Origin of the sequence: Zongyangia hominis (assembly GCF_014385095.1) — a bacterium.
GTDB lineage: Bacteria > Bacillota > Clostridia > Oscillospirales > Ruminococcaceae > Zongyangia > Zongyangia hominis.
In genome coordinates, this window is sequence record NZ_JACRTC010000006.1 from 150,372 (window position 1) to 168,177 (window position 17,806).

Genomic DNA, 17,806 nt, shown 5'->3' on the forward strand with positions numbered 1-17,806 from the left:
GCTGCGCGCTCCACTTCTCATGCGCTAAAAATAGCCTATGGCTATTCTTATTCGGCCTTGGGCGTGCCGTCGGCGTTAAAGAGGGGCAGATATTCCAAGTACTGAATGTCGTCCCGGTACTTGGCGTCCCCCTCGGCCAAGATGGCCATCTTGCCCACTATCTTGCCGCCTGCCCGCTTGACCAGCTTCTCCACCGCTCGGAGGGATTCGCCGGTGCTGATGACGTCGTCGATGATGAGGACCCGCTTGTCCCGCATGGCCTCCATGTCCTCGCTGTCCAGATACAGCATCTGCTTCTTGGCCGTGGTGATGGAGGTGACCTCGGTGGAAATGACGTTTTTCATATAGAGCTTGGGTGCTTTTCGCGCGATGATGTATTTCTTGGACTTCTCCTGCCGGGCCATCTCATAGAGCAGCGGGATACCTTTGGATTCCGCCGTGATCATGATGTCGTGCTCGGGGGCGATCTTTTCCAGTTCTCTGGCCGCCGCGATGGTCAGTTCCACATCGCCGAAAATGACAAAGGCCCCGATGTACAGTTCATCCGACAGCTTGCACAGCGGCAGCTCTCTCTCGAGCCCCGCCACCGTCATTTTATAGCTTTTTTCCATCTGAATTCCTCCCTGGTTCGTCAGCCGCTGCCGCGGCCCGTTTTTGTCAAAGGAAAGCGTCCAAAAAGCCGCCCCTCCCTCTTTGGACGAAGGAAAGGCGGCTTTTGCAGTCCGCTGCTTAATCTTTGCGTCCGCTGGCTCTATTATAGCACAGCGGACCCAAGAAAACTACATCATGATAATAAAGTAACGGATGATGAACAAAATAGAAATGACGTACAGAATGGGGCTGACTTCCTTGCCCTTGCCGCGGAAGAGTTTGATCAGGGAGTAGAAGATGAAGCCCGCCGCGATACCGTCGGCAATGGAGTAAGCAAGGGGCATGCAGGCGACCGTCAGGAAAGCGGGGACCGCCACCTCAAAGTCGTGCCAGTCGATGTCCTTGATGGCGCCCATCATCAGCACACCCACGATGATGAGAATCGGAGCGGTGGCCGCAGTGGGGACCAGTCCCAGCACCGGGGAGAAGACGATGGCCAGCAGGAAGAGGATGGAGGTGGTGACGGAGGTGAGCCCCGTCTTGCCGCCCGCCGCGATACCGGCGGAGGATTCCACATAGGTGGTGACGGTGGAGGTGCCCAGGACAGCGCCGCAGGAGGTGGCGATGGCGTCGGCTAAGAGGGCCTTGCCCGCCCGGGGCAGGTTGCCGTCTTTATCGAGGAAGCCGCCTTTGGCAGCCGCGCCCACCAGGGTGCCGATGGTGTCGAACATGTCCACCATGGTCAGGGAGATGAGCACCGCGACCACCGAGATGATGGCGACAAAGATGCCTTGGCTGGTGATAAAGAGCTCGCTGAATCCTCCCAGGAAAGCGCCGAAGGTGGGAGCCAGGGAAGCGATGGAGAAACCGGTGGGCAGGGTGATGCCAAGCTCGATGCCGAAGCCGAACTGCATGATGCAGCCGATGACGGAGGTGCCCACGATGCTGATGAGGAAGGCGCCCTTGACGTGGTAAGCATAGAGGACGACGGTGATGATTAAGCCGATAATGGCCAGAATCGCACCGGCGGAAGCGAAGTTAAATGCGGGAACAGGGGAGCTGTTGGCGACGATGGTGCCGTCGAAATCCGCATAGTTGCCCGGGTCGATGGTGAATTTGAGGAACCCGGCGTTCTTGATGCCGATGTAGGCGATGAAGAGTCCGATACCGCCGCTGATGGCCTTTTTGAGGAAACCGGGGATGGCGATGACGATCTTCTCTCTGAGCCCCGTGACGGTGATCAGGATGAAAACCAAGCCGGAGATGAAGACGGCCGCCAGACCTGCCTGCCAGGAGTACCCGAGGGTTCCGCAGATTGTGAAGGCGAAGAAGGCGTTGAGACCCATGCCCGGCGCCTGGGCGAAGGGGTAGTTGGACAACAGTCCGATCAGCAGCGTGCCGAGTGCCGACGCGATACAGGTCGCGACCATGACCGCGCCCTTATCCATGCCGGCCAGCCCCAGGATGTTGGGGTTGACGAAGATGATGTAGGCCATTGCCAGGAAGGTAGTGATACCCGCGACGACCTCTGTTTTCACATTGGTGCCGTTTTCCTTGAGTTTAAAGAATTTGTCCACTGCTTACAGCTCCTCTTTTCTTTATTTTATTTGCTCAGGCGGCGCCCTCCCCCCGCGGGGAGCCGCGCGCCATTCACCCGGAAAAACAAAAAAGATACAAGACTGGTGATGCGTTTCGCTTTCGACTGACAATCACAAGTGTTTGTATCTGGCTTTAGGGGACGTGTTCGAGCCCCATGACACATTTATCATACCAGCTCAAACATAGAAATTCAACAGTTTTTTCACGATTTAGACATATTTTTGGCAAAGACGCCGAATTCCCGCTCCTCTCTTGTCCATAATGTCGGAAAGGAGAAGTTTTCTGCTTTTTCGCCGGCGCTTCTTCCCCTCCTCCCCTTTTATTTTAAGGGAAGATTTGCTATAATAATTTATTAGCTGTTGCCGCATTCTGCCCGTTTTGGGCCGCGGCGGCAGGAAGGACGATGAATCAGGCGCGCCGTTTTATCCACGCGGCGCCCAAATCAATACATGCAGGAGGAAATGAACATGAGTAGAAAGCCGTTCTACATCACCACCCCCATCTATTACCCGTCGGACAAGCTGCACATCGGGCACAGCTATTGCACCGTCGCCACCGACACCATGGCCAGGTACAAACGAATGCAGGGGTATGATGTCATGTTCCTGACCGGCACCGACGAGCACGGCCAGAAGATCGAGCTCAAGGCCAAGGAGGCCGGCGTCACTCCCAAGCAGTACGTGGACAACGTGGTGGCCGGCATCAAGGACCTGTGGAAGCTGATGAACATCTCCAACGACCGCTTCATCCGCACCACCGACGACTACCACGAGGAGTCTGTCAAAAAGATCTTCAAAAAGCTCTACGACCAGGGCGATATATATAAAGGTACTTACAAGGGCAAATACTGCACCCCCTGCGAGTCCTTCTGGACCGAAAGCCAGCTCGTCGACGGCAAATGCCCCGACTGCGGGCGGGAGGTCATCGACGCCGAAGAGGAGGCCTATTTCTTTAAGCTCTCCGCCTACGCGGACAAGCTGGTCGCCTACTACGAGGCCCACCCCGACTTTGTGGAGCCCCAGTCCCGCCTCAACGAGATGATCAACAATTTCATTAAACCCGGTCTCGAGGATCTGTGCGTCTCCCGCACTAGCTTTTCCTGGGGCGTGCCGGTGGAATTTGACCCGAAGCACGTGGTCTATGTCTGGATTGACGCCCTCTCCAACTACATCACCGCCTTGGGCTACGGCAATGAGAAGTACGACGACTACGACAAGTATTGGCCCGCCGACGTCCACTTTGTGGGCAAGGAGATCATCCGCTTCCACACCATCATCTGGCCAGCCATGCTCATGGCGCTGGACCTGCCCCTGCCCAAAAAGGTATACGGCCACGGCTGGCTGCTGCTGGAAGGCGGCAAGATGAGCAAGAGCAAGGGCAACGTGGTGGACCCGGTGGTCCTGTGCGAGCGCTACGGCGTGGACGCCCTGCGCTACTTCCTGCTGCGCGAGTTCCCCTTCGGCTCGGACGGCGTCTTCTCCAACGAGGCCCTCATCGGCCGCATCAACTCCGATCTGGCCAACGACCTGGGCAATCTGGTCTCCCGGACCGTCTCCATGGTGGAAAAATACTTTGGCTCCACCCTCCCTGCCGAGCAGGCCGAGGGGCCTGAGGACGCGCCGCTGCTTGCTATCGCAAACGCCCTGCGGGACAACTACGAAGCCCAGATGGAGCGCTACGCCTTCCAAAACGGCCTCATCGAGACCTTTAAGCTCATTTCCAGAGCCAACAAATACATCGACGAAACCGCCCCCTGGATTCTCGCCAAGGACGAGGCCAACCGTCCCCGTCTCGCCCGGGTCATGTACAACCTCTTGGAGTGCATCCGCTTGGCGGCGGTGCTCTTGACCCCGTTCATGCCCGACTCCTGCGAGAAGATTTTCGCCCAGATCGGCGCATCGGAGGATCTTCGCACCTGGGAGAGCGCGGCCCGCTTCGGCACCCTGCCCGCCCAGGTCACCGTTCACAAGGGCGAGACCCTCTTCCCCCGCATTGACGTCAAAAAGGAGCTGGCCCTCTTGGAGGAGCAGAAAGCAGGGCGCAAAACGGCGGCCGCTCCCGCCAAGGAAGCCCCCAAGGCGGAGAAGAAGGACGCTCATGCGCCCGAGGGCGTGGCCCAGATCGGCATCGACGACTTCGGTAAGGTGGAACTCATGGTGGCTGAAATCAAATCGTGCGAGCCGGTTCCCAAATCGGATAAGCTCTTAAAGCTCTCCCTCGACGACGGAAGCGCCGCGCCGCGCCAGGTGGTTTCGGGCATCGCCCCGTGGTACGCCCCCGCGGACCTCGTGGGCAAAAAGGTCATCATTGTGGCCAACCTCAAGCCCGTTAAGCTCAGAGGCGTGCTTTCAAACGGCATGATTCTGGCCGCCGACTGCCATGACAACGACGTCAAGGTCCTCTTTGTGGACGCTTCCATCCCCAACGGCGCGAAAATTCACTAGAGACGAGGTACTCCTTTGGAAAATCTATTCGATTCCCACGCCCACTACGACGACCGCCAGTTCGACCCCGACCGGGGCGAGCTGATGGCCTCCCTGCCTTCACGGGGGGTTCGCGCGGTCATGAATCCGGGCTGTAACCTGAGCTCTTCCCTGGAAGCCATTGCCTACGCCAAAAAGTACCCCTATTTCTACGCGGCGGTGGGGCTCCATCCCCAGGACGCGGGGGCCGCGGTGGAGGAAACCATCGACACCCTGCGCACTCTGGCCCGCCATCCCAAGGTCATGGCCATCGGGGAAATCGGTCTCGACTACCACTACGACGACGGCTCCCCCCGGCCGGTGCAGCAGAAAATCTTCGCCGACCAATTGGCCTTGGCGCGGGAGCTGGACCTGCCCGTCATCGTCCACGACCGGGAGGCCCACGGGGACACCCTGGACCTTTTGCGTAAATACCGGCCCCGGGGCATCGTCCACTGTTACAGCGGCTCCCCGGAGATGGCGGAGGAGCTTTTGAAGCTGGGGCTTTATATCGGCTTTACCGGCGTCGTCACCTTCAAAAACGCGTCCAAGACCCTGCGGGCGGCCAAGGCCGTGCCGCTGGACCGGCTGCTCATCGAGACCGACGCCCCCTATATGGCGCCCGAGCCCTGCCGGGGACGGCGCTGCGATTCGACGCTCCTCAAATACACCGTCCGGGCCTTGGCCCAGGTCAAAGAGGTGGACCCCCAGCGTCTGGCGGACATCACCTGCGAAAACGCCTGCCGGGTGTACGGCATCACCCTGTAATGTGTACGCCTGGGACAGACACCATCAAATCAGCTACTAGGAGGCAGTGATGCTATGAAATTCAAGCTGGCGCTTCTCGTCGGTAAAATCCTCTATTTCTTCGGCAAATTTGTGGGCAAAAGCTCCAATCTCCCCGGTGACATCGCCCTGAAAATCTGCCCGGATATGCTGGGACGCTTTCAGATCAAAGGCAAGATCATCGCCGTCACCGGCTCCAACGGCAAAACGACCACCGCCAACATGGTGGCCCATGTGCTCCAACAGTGCGGCCACACCGTGACCAACAACGCCAAAGGCTCTAACATGACCGGCGGCGTGGCCACCACGCTTTTAAACGCCGCCGACTTTTCCGGCGTCGTCCCCCAGGAATATGTGGTGCTCGAGGTGGACGAGCGGTTTTCCCGCATCATTTTTAAATCCTTCTCCCCCCACTATATGCTGGTCACCAACCTCTTCCGGGACCAGCTGACCCGCAACGGCAACGTGGACGTCATCATCGACAAGCTCCACGAGGCCATCGGGCCCGAGGTGAAGCTGGTCCTCAACGCCAACGACCCCATCAGCAGTCGCCTGGCCCTGCAAAATGAGCGGGTCTACTACGGCCTGTGCGAAAGCGAGGCCTCCACCAAGGAGTGCCAGAGCATCACCCACGACGCCAAGGTCTGCCCGGTCTGCTTCCACCGGCTGCGCTACGACTACTTCCACTATAACCACATCGGCGGCTACCACTGCGACGCCTGCGGGTATGAAAACCCGCAGATGAAGTATGTTTCCCGCATCGAGAATTTGAGCGAGGGCGCCTTTGTGATCGACGATCACCCGGTCAAGACCGGCTACAACAGCCTCTTCAACATCCTCAACATGACCGCCTGTGTGGCCGTCTGCTGCGAGGCGGGCATCCCCGAGGAGGAGGCCTGCAAGGCCGTGTCCTCTTTCCAGGTAAGTAAAGAGCGCTACGACGAATTCCAGGTGGGGGAGCGCAAGGCGGTTATGATCCTCTCCAAGAACCAGAATCCTGTCTCCTTTGACCAGTCCATCTCTCAGGTGCTCTCCATGGAGGGGGAAAAGACGGTGGTCATCTATGTCAACAACATCAACCACACCGGCCACCGGGACACCACCTGGCTTTACGACATCGCCTTTGAGCGGCTCAAAGGAAAGATTGAAAACCTGGTCTGCACCGGGCCCCGGGCCTACGACTTGGCGGTGCGGCTCAACATGGCGGACTTCGACATGCAGAAGGTGAAGGTCCAGCCCTTCCGCTCCCGTCTCAAGGCCACGGTGGACGAGACCAAAGGCACCATCTGTGTCCTCACCGAACTCTACGACGCCAAAGGCATTTTGGAGGTGATCAGCCGATGAGCGAAGAAAAAAACGTCCAGGTCCTGTGGCTCTACGACGATCTGCTGGACCTGTATGGGGACAGCGGCAACCTGACCCTCATCAAAAAGCGCCTGACCCAGCTGGGTTATCAGATGTTCCTCACTCGGGCGAGCCTCGCCGATTCCCCTAAGGTCAGCGAATACGACATGGTCTATATCGGGCCGGGCAAGGCCAAAAACCTGCGCCGGGCCTGTGAGCATATCCTGACGTTAAAAGACGAAATCGTCAAAGCCATCGACGAAGAAAAGGTCATTCTCGTCACCGGCAACGCCCGGCTCCTTCTGGGCAAGGGCTACACCGACGAGGACGGCTCCTTTGTTAAGGGGCTGGAGCTCTTCCCCTACACCGGCGAGGAGACGGGGAAGGTCTTTATCAGCGACGTGGTGGCCAACCCCCAGTTCGAGACCAACGAGTCCCTGCTCTACGGCTTTATCAACCGCACTGGGCGCATCAAGGACAATGTAGGCCCCTATCTCTTCAAAATCGTCAAAGGCGCCGGGGATGAAAAGAAGGGGGACGCCTTTGAGGGCAACCTCTATAAGAACCTCTTTTCCACCTGGCTCTTGGGGCCGGTGCTCGTCAAAAACCCTCAGATGGCTCGGGAATTTCTCGGCCGTCTCATCGGTCGGGAGCAGATTGCCTACGACGACACCCTGGAAACCATGGCGCTCAAGATGACGCTCAAAGAATTCTCGCTGTGACCGGACAAATTGTGTCGATTCCATATGTATTTCACCCTGTTTTACACCTGGTGGAACTTTAGCCCGTTGCATAAAATGCGACGGGCTTTTTTGTACCTTTTTTCAATACCAATCTTCCAAAAAAAAGGCGTGATCTTGTTAATTTTCACGTTTTTCCTTTTTTTTCGTCATTCGGATTGACTTATTTGGTCACAGTAATATACTTATATGTAAAAGGGTCTGCAAGAATGTGACTCATATGGAAGGAAGTAACACGATGAAAAAACTGCTGGCTTTATTGCTCGCCGTGATGCTGTGTATCACAGCCATCACCCCTGCTATCGCGCTGGAAACGGGTGGTTCCGTTGTTCCAGTGAAGCTGAGCCTGTCCTATGAAAGCGACGGCTCCAACCCCACCGTGCTGGAACCCACTGGACATAATTACTATAACAACTATGGTGACTATGACGACGCCACCATCACCTTGGATACGACAAAAGAAAATCTCTACCTGACGCTGGAATTTCCTGAGTACGGCGATCAAGTGACCAAGGTGGAGTTTAACTACCAGGAAAACTACAACACCCATATCGTGGCTGCCACCCAGGACGGCGGCAGCTACAAAGTCACCTTCCCCGTTGCGAATTTGGCCAAGGCCATCAGCGAATACGAAGGTATTTACTACACCGTCACCACCAATGTAGTGGGGACGGATAAGCCTATCGAGTTTATCGGGCTCATTAACTTCAGCAGCTTCGCCCAGCCCAACACCGATTTCTCCAACCTCTCCGGCATCTATGAAAACGCGGCCGGCGAAAAATTGATGATCTTTGAAAACGGCCGGGCGCAGTACAAAGACGAGGCCGCGGCTGCTTCGGCCGTGAGTACCGAAATATCCTATAACGCCGACGGCAGTGTGGCAAGCTCCAAGGTCAAAGTCTACACTTACAGCAAAAATTACCTCTTTGACTGGGATACCGTCGCTCACACCCTGACCGGCCCCGACGGCTCCTCTGAGGTCTTCACCCTCAACGCCGGCGCCGACAAATCTTCCCCCGTGGTCATCAACGGCTCCATGGGCCGGGACAGCGCCGGTGCGACGCTGGGCTACACCATCGAGGGCCTCAATTACAATCAGCTTTCCACCCTCAACTCGCTAAATATCAGCAGCTATTCCAGCAATAAGTCCGCCATCAAGTCCGCCATGCCCGCGGACGCCAAGCTGATGATCATGTCCTTCTCCCACGACGGGGCCCTCCCCGCCACTGCGACCGTCACCATGGCGGTGGATTCCACCGTCTATCCGGACGGCGCCTATTATCTCTATTATTATAACGAATCCACCGGCACGCCCGAGCTGCAAAAGAGCGTCCAGGTCTCCGGCGGCCAGTTTGTCTTCTCCCTCGACCACTGCTCTGATTACTTCCTCAGCAGCGTCAAGGCGGCGGGAGACGTCGCGCCCGATTATGTGCGGATTCCGCTGACCCTTCGCTTCTCCTATAACGCCGATTTCTCCGATCCCCAGGTCTTCACCCCGGAGCAGTTTAACTATGCCGGCGGGTATGCAAAATCCACCCTTAGCATCGACACCACCAAGGAAACCCTCTATTTCCGCGCGGAGGTCCCGGCGGAAAGTAAGAAATATGTGGACCATCTGGTGTTCTCCTACCAGGAAAATGACTTTACCCATGTGGTGAGCCTGAATGGAAATTGGGAGTGCTCTGTTCCGGTAGCCGAGGTGGCCAAGGCTTCCAGCGAGTGGGACGGCCCCTCCGTGGCAGTCCACACCGTAGCCGACCTGAGCGGCAAGAGCTATCAGTACAACGCCCGCGTTGCGCTCGACAAGTTCTCCGCACCCTCCGCCGATTTTTCCGCCTTTGCCAACCTCTATCACAACGCTGCCGGCGAGACTTTGAGCATCATGGCCGACGGCAAGGCGGTCTATAAGGACGAAATCATCACCATGACCCCCATTTCCGTCGAATATCAGCACGGTTCCGACGGCGCTGTCACCAGCGCGGTAGTCACTGTGCGCACTTACAGCAAAAACTATAACTTTAACTGGGACCCCACGGCCAAAACCCTGACTTCCGCCACCGAGACCTTCTCCCCCGCCGACGCGGCCAAGCAGGATCCCCTCTCCATCACCGGCGTGGCGGGCAAGGATTCCGCCAAGAATCAGCTCTCCTACACCATTGAGGGCCTGACCTATGAGGACATTGCCTCGGGCATCGATTATACCATGAGCACCACCTCCGCAAACGCGGATGCGGTGGCCGCGCTGATGCCGGAAAACGCGAAGCTCATGATGCTTTCCTTCGCCCACAGCGGCGTCCTGCCCCAGACGGTCGGCGTCACAGTGGACGTGGACACCGCCGTCTATCCCGACGGCACCTATTATCTCTATTATTACAACGCCTCCGCCGGCAAGGTGGAGTTCCAGCAGAATGTCACCGTGGCAAACGGGAAGTTCACCTTCTCCATCAACCACTGCTCCGACTACTTCCTCAGCAGCGTCAAAACCGCCGGGGAAGCGGCGCTGGACACCTTCCTCGATTCCATCGCCAACGCGTCTGAGGGGGACACCGTCGCTCTCACCACCGACCTGACCCTGAGCGCCCCTCTCACCATTACCGGAAAAAACATCACGCTGGACCTGGCGGGCCACACCCTCACCGGCAGCATTGTGATCGACAACAGCAATGTGAAGGTGAGCGGCGGCACCTTGTCCTCCACCGGCACGGCAATCGACTTAGCTTCCAACTCCTCCCTGCGCATCGAGAACGCCACCGTGAGCACGACCAGCGCCACCGAGCCCGCCATCAAGCTGGGTGCCCAGAGCAGCCAGCTCACCGTAGGCACCGGCGCTGTGGTCAATGCCAAAACCTACGGCGTGATCGATAGCGGCAACACCCTTCCCATCGTCACTGGAAAGATTGTTGTCACCGACACCGACGGCTTCGCCATCGCTAAGGACACCACTCCCCGCTCCGCGGGACAGTATCTCCTGACCGCGGGGGGCACCCCCGTCGACGCGGTATCCAACAAGATCGAGGACGGCAAGACCGTCGTCACCGCCAACCTGACCGATGACACAGTCACCTATGTGGGTACTCCCATCGCGTTTAACGGCGTGGATATCCCCGCCGGCGTGGGTTACACCCTCACCTACAAAAACGACACCTATGACAGCACCAACGACCCCACAGAGCCTGGCACCTATACCGTCACCCTGGCGCTGACCGCCGATGCCGCCAACGGCTACGCGCTCGATCCCGCGTCGGTGCTCTCCGCCACCTATACTATCGAAAAAGTCAGCGTAAAAATCACTCTGACCGACGCGCAGGTTTCCTATGACGGCAATTCCCAGTCCCTTCCCGCCGACAAGATTTCCGTCACCCCCAACAGCACCCCCTACACCCTGACCTACACAAGCGCCGGCGGCTATAACAGCACCACCGCTCCCACCGAGCCCGGTGTCTACACCGTCACCGCTACCTTAGACGACACCGATCATTACCAGTTGGCGGCCGACTCCGATCTGGACGCCACCTTGACCATCGGCAAAATCAGCGCCGAAGTCACGCTCACCAACACGGAAGTCACCTATGACGGCAACCCGCAGCCTCTTCCCGCCGACAAGATTTCCGTCACCCCCAACAGCACCCCCTACACCCTGACCTACACAAGCGCCGGCGGCTATAACAGCACCACCGCTCCCACCGAGCCCGGCCTCTATACCGTCACCGCTACCTTGGACGACACCGATCACTATGAGCTGGCTGCAAGCTCCGACGTGGATGCCACCCTGACCATCAATAAGATCGTCACCAAAGTGGACCTTTCCGATGCCAGCGCTACGGCCACCGGAAGCGAAATCGCTTTCCCGGCCGATAAAATTTCCAATCCCGACCATGTGGTCCTCACTCTGACCTATACGAACGAAGTGGGCAATAGCTCCATCACCGCTCCCACCGAGGTGGGCGTCTACACCGTCTCCGCCGCTCTGGACGACGCGTCCGCCGCTCACTATCAGCTCGACGCCGCATCCAAACTGAGCGCCACCTTCGCCATCGTGGACGGCAGAACCACAGCCAAGGTTGACTTGTCCGACGCTTCCGCCAGCTATAACGGTGCGGAGCAGGCGTTCCCGACCGAGAAGATTTCCAACCCCGCGGCGGCGCCCCTGACACTCACCTACACAAGCGCCGACGGCTACAACAGCGTGACTCCTCCCACTGAGGCGGGCACCTACACCGTCACCGCCGCTCTCTCTGAGGGAGCCGAAGACGACTTTATCCTCGATGAGGCCTCGGTCCTGAGCGCCACCTACATCATCGAGAAAGCGCCGGTCACCGTGACCCTCGGCGATACCAAGGTCGACTACATCGGCAGCCCCATCCCCTATCCTGCATCCAGCATCAGCAATCCCTCCGGCGTGGCGCTGACCCTGACCTATACCGACGCGAAGGGCAATGTTTCCGCCGACGCGCCCACCAAAGCGGGCACCTACACCGTCACCGCCGCCCTCTCTGAGGACGCCGCCAAAAATTACGCCTTGTCCGATGAATCCGACCTAACCGCCGAGTTCATCATCGTCAAGAAAAACGGCGGCAGCGGCTCCGGTATCATCTCCGGCGGCAGCGGCAACAGCAGCGTCATCGACAAGATTCTCGCGGCTCTTAATCCCGACAAGAAGGGCGACAAGACCAATCCCGACACCGGCGACAACGGCGTCCTGGGTCTGGCCCTGGCTCTGGCCGCTGTGAGCGCGGCAGCCGTCTTTGCCGGTAGAAAGCAGAAATAATGTCCTTTGTGGACGCGCTTCTCCATTCTAAAGAAAAAAGACGTACCGAAATCGGTACGTCTTTTTTTGTTGCTATCCGTTATCATTTTCCCGGACTTTTCGCCGCGCTCTCTGGGCAAGAGCCGCTTACGCGGCTCTTGTTTTGCAGCGGCGATCATGGATCGTTCCCGCTTTTATTCGCCCAGTGTGCCTTTTGTCTGCCCCAAACGCAGATTGGTAAACGCTCCGTCCCCCAGGTAGACGCCGGACGACGGAATCATGTCGGCGATGCGCAGCAGGCGGTTATATTTGGCCACCCGGTCGCTGCGGGAGGGGGCGCCGGTCTTGATCTGCCCCGCGCCCACGGCCACGGCCAGGTCCGCGATGGTGCTGTCCTCGGTCTCACCCGAGCGGTGGGAGATGATGCTGGTCATGCCGGCCCGGTGGGCCATGTCGATGGCGGCCATGGTCTCGGAGAGGGTGCCGATCTGGTTGACCTTCACCAGAATGGCGTTGCCCGCTCCCAGCTCGATGCCCTTGCGCAGACGCTTGACATTGGTGACGAACAGATCGTCCCCCACCAGCTGTACCTTGTCGCCCAGGCTCCGGGTGATCTTCTGGAAGCCCTCCCAGTCGTCCTCGGCCAGCGGGTCCTCGATGGAGATGATGGGATAGCGTGCGCACAGGTCCTTCCAGTAGCTGCACAGCTCGTCGGTGGTCATCCGAGTCTGCTTCTTAGGTAGCAGGTATTCCCCGTCGGAGAACCATTCGCTGGAGGCCGCGTCGATGGCGATTTTGACGTCGTCCCCCGGTACGAAGCCCGCTTGCTCCACCGCCTCCAAGATCACCTTGATGGCGTCCTCATCGTCGGGCAGGTTGGGGGCGTAGCCGCCCTCGTCGCCCACCGACGTGGAGAGGCCCCGGCTCTTTAAAATCTTGCCCAGGGTGTGGAAGATTTCACACCCCCAGCGCACCGCTTCGGGGAAGGTGGGGGCGCCGGTGGGCATGATCATGAACTCCTGGATGTCCACGTTGTTGCCCGCATGGGCGCCGCCGTTTAAGATATTCATCATGGGCACGGGAAGCACGTGGGCGTGACAGCCGCCCAGATAGCGAAACAGCGGCAGGCCGCAGGCCTTGGCCGCCGCTTTGGCGCAGGCGAGCGAAACCGCCAGCATAGCGTTGGCGCCGATCTTCGATTTGTTTTCGCTGGGGTCAAGCCCGCAGAGCAGCCGGTCGATCTGCATCTGGTTGGCGGCGTTTCGTCCCGTCAGCTCCTGTGCGATGACGCCGTTTACATGCTCTACGGCTTTGCGCACGCCCTTGCCGCCAAAGCGGGCGCTGTCCCCGTCCCGCAGCTCGTACGCCTCAAACATGCCGGTGGACGCTCCCGAGGGGACGGCGGCCCGCCCGGTGGCGCCGCAAGCGAGGGTAACTTCCGCTTCTACCGTGGGGTTGCCCCGTGAGTCGATGATCTCCCGGCCTTTTATCTTTTCAATTCTCGTCGAATATTTCATAGGTATTCCTCCCATTTGCGCTTTTTACGCTTAGATTATGTTTAGTGTACAATTTTTTTGTTAATATATACCGCATTTTTAATAAATAATTTTCTGCCGAAGCGGCACAATAAGTAACGTCGATTGCAAATCCGCACGTCAGCGGAAAAACTAACATCTTGCATCAATCGGCAAAAGTTCGTAAGATGGAACTTAAGGATTATCTGGAGGTAAATTTGATGAAGTCTTTAAAAATGATCGCCGTAGGCCTGTGTCTGGCGCTGGTTCTGAGTTTTGCCATGGTCGGATGCACCAATAAGGATAAGAACAACGGTTCTTCTTCCTCGAGCGCTCCTATCACGACAACCACGACGACCACCACCACATCCGGAAACACAACATCTGAACCCACCACATCCGGGACCACGACAGGAAACGGTACAGACAGCGGTGCCATTACCAGCACCCCTGAATCGCAGGAGCCTTCGGCTCCTGCCCTTCAGTCTGATTTGGCGGGCTTGGCGAACCTCCCCACCAAGGCGCAGGGCTGGGGACAGGGCGTGGAGGTCAATGACAAGAATCAACCCACCGGTTCCATCATGTTTCAGGAGAAGTACGGCAAATATAACGCCTACTACATCGCGCCCGACGAGGGCAACCATATCTACTTAACCTTTGACGAGGGCTATGAGAACGGCTATACCTCCCAGATTCTCGATGTCCTCAAGGAGAAAAAATGCAGCGCCGTCTTTTTCGTCACCTATGATTATGTCTCCAAAAACGCGGACTTAGTCAAGCGGATGATCGACGAGGGCCACGTGGTGGGCAACCACAGCTACACCCATCCCCACTTCCCCGAGACTTCCCTTGAGAAAGCCCAGGAGGACATCGTTAAACTCCACGACTACGTCAAGGAAAATTTCGGCTATACCATGACCCTCTTCCGCTTCCCCTACGGCGAATTCAGCGAGCAAATGCTGGGACTTCTCGATAGCTTGGGCTACAAGACCCTCTTCTGGTCCTGGGCTTACAAGGACTGGGACGTCAACAATCAGCCGGACACCGCCTCCGCCTATGAAAAAATCTGCAAAGGCGAGCATCCCGGGGCCATCTATCTGCTCCACGCCGTGAGCAAGACCAACACCGCCATCCTGGGCGACGTCATCGACCACATGCGCCAAAGCGGCTATAATGTGGCAAAATTTGCTCTTTAACCTCCTTTTTCCTTCAGTCAAACGCCGCATTTTTCCCTTCCGCCGCGGGAGAAAGCCATCCGGCTTTTGCCCGCGGCTTTTTATGGATGAACCGCGGACCTTTCCTCCCCGTTTCCGACATTTTTATAAGACAATTTCTTTTTCCCGTGTTTTTTCTATTTTTTCTCTATACAAGCCCAATATCCAAATGATATAATAGACCTATCTGTGAAATAGAGAAACATAATAACGGAGGCAGGTATGGATTTTTTTAGTATTGTGGACCTGGTGGGAGGACTCGCTCTGTTCTTATACGGTATGTCCACCCTGGGAAGCGGCCTGGAACGCCTTTCCGGCGGCCGTCTGGAAAAAACCCTGGAAAAGATGACCAGCAATGTCATCAAAAGCGTCCTGCTCGGTGCGTTGGTCACCGGAGCCATTCAGAGCTCCTCAGCTACCACCGTCATCGTCGTCGGTCTGGTCAACGCCGGCATTCTCAAGCTCAAGCAAGCCATCGGCGTCATCATGGGCGCCAACATCGGTACCACCGTCACCGCTCAGATTCTGCGCCTGTCGGACCTGGATAGCGGCAACTTCTTCATCCAGTTTCTAAAGCCCACCACCCTGGCGCCCATTGCGGCCGTCGTGGGTATCATCTTCCTCATGGCCAGCAAGAAGTCCCGCCAAAAGGACATCGGCCAGATTCTGCTGGGCTTCGGCGTCCTCTTTACCGGCATGTTCTCCATGGAAGCGGCTGTCCGGCCCTTGAGCGACATGCCTCAGTTCGCCGAGCTCTTCGCCGCCCTCTCCAACCCCATCCTGGGCGTCATCGTGGGCGCGCTGGTCACGGCTCTCATCCAGAGTTCTTCGGCTTCCATCGGTATCCTGCAAGCCCTGAGCTCCACGGGACTCATCACCTTTTCTTCGGCCTTCCCCATCATCATGGGCCAAAATATCGGTACCTGTATCACCCCCATCCTCGCCAGTATCGGCGCCAATAAGAACGCCAAACGTTCCGCTTGTGTCCATCTGGCCTTTAATGTCATCGGTACGGCTATCTTCCTCGTAGTGACGTATGCCATTCAGTACACCATCGGCTTCCCCTTCTGGGACGACGTCATCAGCCGGGGGGGGATCGCCAACTTCCACACCCTCTTTAACGTGGTGACCACTGTTTTGTTTATCCCCTTTGTGGGACTTTTAGAAAAATTGGCCAATCATCTCATCAAATCGGACGAGGCGGAACTCAGTCAGGACGCCATCGCCAACAACCTGGACGAGCGCTTCTTGGTCTCTCCGGGCCTTGCCCTCAACCAGGCGCGGGAGACGGTGCTTTCCATGGCAAACCTGGCCGAATACAACTTTAACGAATGTTCCAAGCTCTTGCGCACCTATGACGCCAAGACTACCGAGCGCATCAAGGAAAATGAGAACATCATCGACAAGATGGAGGACCGGCTGGACAACTACCTGCTGCGCCTGACCGAAAAGGATTTGACCGAGCCGGAAAGCCGGGAAATTTCGGAGCTTTTGCAGGTGATGAGCGAGTTTGAACGGGTGGGCGACTACTCGGTCAACATCATGGAACAGGCTGATTACCTCTACGATAACGACGTCAAATTCTCCGACAAAGCCCATAGTGAGCTTGCCATTCTCAGCCGGGCGGTGAGCGAGATTATCGGCTTGGCGGTGGGGTGCTTCGGCAACTCTGACCTCAAACAGGCCGCTTACATCGAGCCACTGGAGGAGACCATCGACGCCATCATCGACGTGCTCAAATTCCGCCACATCGACCGGCTGAAGCTGGGCCAGTGCACGGTGGACGCGGGCGTCGCCTTCTTAGAGACGCTGACCAACATCGAGCGCATCTCCGACCACTGTTCCAATGTAGCCGTCTATGTCATGGGACATGAAGGGACCCACAAGGGTCTCGACCGCCACGAATATATCCGCCTGATGCATTCGGGCCAAAACGCGGTCTATTCGGAGAAATATCGGGAGTACACCTCCAAATACTACGAAACCGTCAAAAATTTGGTTTAACCTCTTCCCTGAGCCGCCGTATTCTTATCGAATACGGCGGTTTTTTGCGAAAATGAGCCCTGCCCTCTGGATAAGTTTGCCTGTATCGTTTACAATAAGAAGGATCGGAAAACGACGCAAAGGAGGCCAAGCGCCATGATGGAAAATATGGGGAGCAGAAAATTTCGCCGCGGCGACGCGGTAGCCATCGGCATTCTTCTTTTGATTGCCCTAGGCGCTGCTTTCTTTTTCTGGTTACGGGCCGGGCGCGGGGACGACCGCATCGCCGTCATTACCATCAGTGGCCGGGTGGAAAGGTCTATCAATTTGACTCAAAACACCAAAACAGAGACGTTTTCCATGGACGCCAAAGGCCACACCGTCACCTTCTCCCTGGAGGGTGACCGCATCCGGTTCATCGACGCCCAGTGTCCCGATAAAATCTGTGAAAACACCGGTTGGGTAGCCGAGCCTGGGGAGGCTGCGGTCTGTCTGCCGTTTGAGACGTCGCTGAAAGTCTACCTACAAAAAGAAGCGCCCAAAAACTGATGGATGCACCACTGTTTTTGTTCCGACTTCCCGCCGCGTATCGCACCGCAGCGTGATGCCCCCGCCGGCAGGCGGCGCGCCTCCGGCGAGGATGACACGACACCAGTCTTATTTAAGCCACTGCCGCGTTGCCCGCGTTTGGGTTTTTGTTGCACCCCAGCGCGATGTCCCCCGCCGGTAGGCGGCGGAACCAAGACGGAGATTCGGCCTCTGCGCGTCCTCGGCGCTCCCGCTATCCACGCACCCACCCGGCATCCCCCGCCGGTAGGCGGCGGAT

11 protein-coding genes are annotated in these 17,806 nt (G+C 57.6%); 8 read left to right on the forward strand and 3 right to left on the reverse strand.

All coding sequences use genetic code 11. The features are described 5' to 3' along the window. Positions 1 to 47: 47 nt before the first annotated feature. Together H8709_RS09520 and H8709_RS09525 are read right to left on the reverse strand one after the other, a co-directional pair. Positions 48 to 611, reverse strand: a complete 564-nt coding sequence (locus H8709_RS09520; protein WP_262398145.1) for a phosphoribosyltransferase family protein — start codon at positions 609 to 611, stop codon at positions 48 to 50. Between the two features lie 168 nt (positions 612 to 779). Beyond that, a complete protein-coding gene (locus tag H8709_RS09525) occupies positions 780 to 2,168 on the reverse strand; it encodes an NCS2 family permease (protein WP_262398146.1) in 1,389 nt (462 codons plus the stop codon). A gap of 489 nt (positions 2,169 to 2,657) precedes the next feature. On the opposite strand from H8709_RS09525, the gene metG reads away from it, so the two are divergent. The 5 genes from metG to H8709_RS09550 all read left to right on the forward strand — a co-directional run bounded on the left by metG (position 2,658) and on the right by H8709_RS09550 (position 12,290). Continuing rightward, a complete protein-coding gene (gene metG, locus H8709_RS09530; protein ID WP_392391676.1) occupies positions 2,658 to 4,634 on the forward strand; it encodes a methionine--tRNA ligase in 1,977 nt (658 codons plus the stop codon). Between the two features lie 15 nt (positions 4,635 to 4,649). After that, positions 4,650 to 5,420 carry a TatD family hydrolase gene (locus H8709_RS09535; RefSeq protein WP_262398148.1) on the forward strand — a complete coding sequence of 257 codons (771 nt, stop codon included), beginning with the start codon at positions 4,650 to 4,652 and terminating at the stop codon, positions 5,418 to 5,420. A 54-nt stretch (positions 5,421 to 5,474) separates the two neighbouring features. Beyond that, positions 5,475 to 6,782, forward strand: a complete 1,308-nt coding sequence (locus H8709_RS09540; RefSeq protein ID WP_262398149.1) for a MurT ligase domain-containing protein — start codon at positions 5,475 to 5,477, stop codon at positions 6,780 to 6,782. Beyond that, complete coding sequence (locus H8709_RS09545; RefSeq protein WP_262398150.1) at positions 6,779 to 7,504, forward strand: hypothetical protein; 726 nt, start codon at positions 6,779 to 6,781, stop codon at positions 7,502 to 7,504. Before H8709_RS09540 ends, H8709_RS09545 begins: the two co-directional genes overlap by 4 nt. Positions 7,505 to 7,760: 256 nt before the next feature. Further along, entirely contained in the window at positions 7,761 to 12,290 is a 4,530-nt protein-coding gene (locus H8709_RS09550; protein WP_262398151.1) for an MBG domain-containing protein, read from the forward strand. 173 nt (positions 12,291 to 12,463) lie between these two features. Here H8709_RS09550 and eno read toward each other — a convergent pair whose 3' ends face one another. Further along, positions 12,464 to 13,786, reverse strand: coding sequence for a phosphopyruvate hydratase (gene eno, locus H8709_RS09555; RefSeq protein ID WP_262398152.1), 1,323 nt, complete (start codon positions 13,784 to 13,786; stop codon positions 12,464 to 12,466). A gap of 218 nt (positions 13,787 to 14,004) precedes the next feature. Between eno and H8709_RS09560 the strand changes: the two genes are divergently transcribed. From H8709_RS09560 to H8709_RS09570, 3 genes are all read left to right on the forward strand, one after another. After that, on the forward strand, positions 14,005 to 14,979 hold the full coding sequence (locus tag H8709_RS09560) for a delta-lactam-biosynthetic de-N-acetylase (protein WP_262398153.1): 975 nt from the start codon (positions 14,005 to 14,007) through the stop codon (positions 14,977 to 14,979). A 240-nt stretch (positions 14,980 to 15,219) separates the two neighbouring features. After that, positions 15,220 to 17,001 carry a Na/Pi cotransporter family protein gene (locus tag H8709_RS09565; protein ID WP_262398154.1) on the forward strand — a complete coding sequence of 594 codons (1,782 nt, stop codon included), beginning with the start codon at positions 15,220 to 15,222 and terminating at the stop codon, positions 16,999 to 17,001. 135 nt (positions 17,002 to 17,136) lie between these two features. Continuing rightward, positions 17,137 to 17,529, forward strand: a complete 393-nt coding sequence (locus H8709_RS09570) for a NusG domain II-containing protein (protein WP_262398155.1) — start codon at positions 17,137 to 17,139, stop codon at positions 17,527 to 17,529. Positions 17,530 to 17,806 lie beyond the last annotated feature (277 nt).

Coding starts and splice junctions, on each gene's coding strand:
- H8709_RS09520 (WP_262398145.1), bottom strand. CDS start 611: ATGGAAAAAAGCTATAAAATGACGGTGGCGGGGCTCGAGAGAGAGCTG.
- metG (WP_392391676.1), top strand. CDS start 2,658: ATGAGTAGAAAGCCGTTCTACATCACCACCCCCATCTATTACCCGTCG.
- H8709_RS09540 (WP_262398149.1), top strand. CDS start 5,475: ATGAAATTCAAGCTGGCGCTTCTCGTCGGTAAAATCCTCTATTTCTTC.
- H8709_RS09545 (WP_262398150.1), top strand. CDS start 6,779: ATGAGCGAAGAAAAAAACGTCCAGGTCCTGTGGCTCTACGACGATCTG.
- H8709_RS09550 (WP_262398151.1), top strand. CDS start 7,761: ATGAAAAAACTGCTGGCTTTATTGCTCGCCGTGATGCTGTGTATCACA.
- eno (WP_262398152.1), bottom strand. CDS start 13,786: ATGAAATATTCGACGAGAATTGAAAAGATAAAAGGCCGGGAGATCATC.
- H8709_RS09560 (WP_262398153.1), top strand. CDS start 14,005: ATGAAGTCTTTAAAAATGATCGCCGTAGGCCTGTGTCTGGCGCTGGTT.
- H8709_RS09565 (WP_262398154.1), top strand. CDS start 15,220: ATGGATTTTTTTAGTATTGTGGACCTGGTGGGAGGACTCGCTCTGTTC.
- H8709_RS09570 (WP_262398155.1), top strand. CDS start 17,137: ATGATGGAAAATATGGGGAGCAGAAAATTTCGCCGCGGCGACGCGGTA.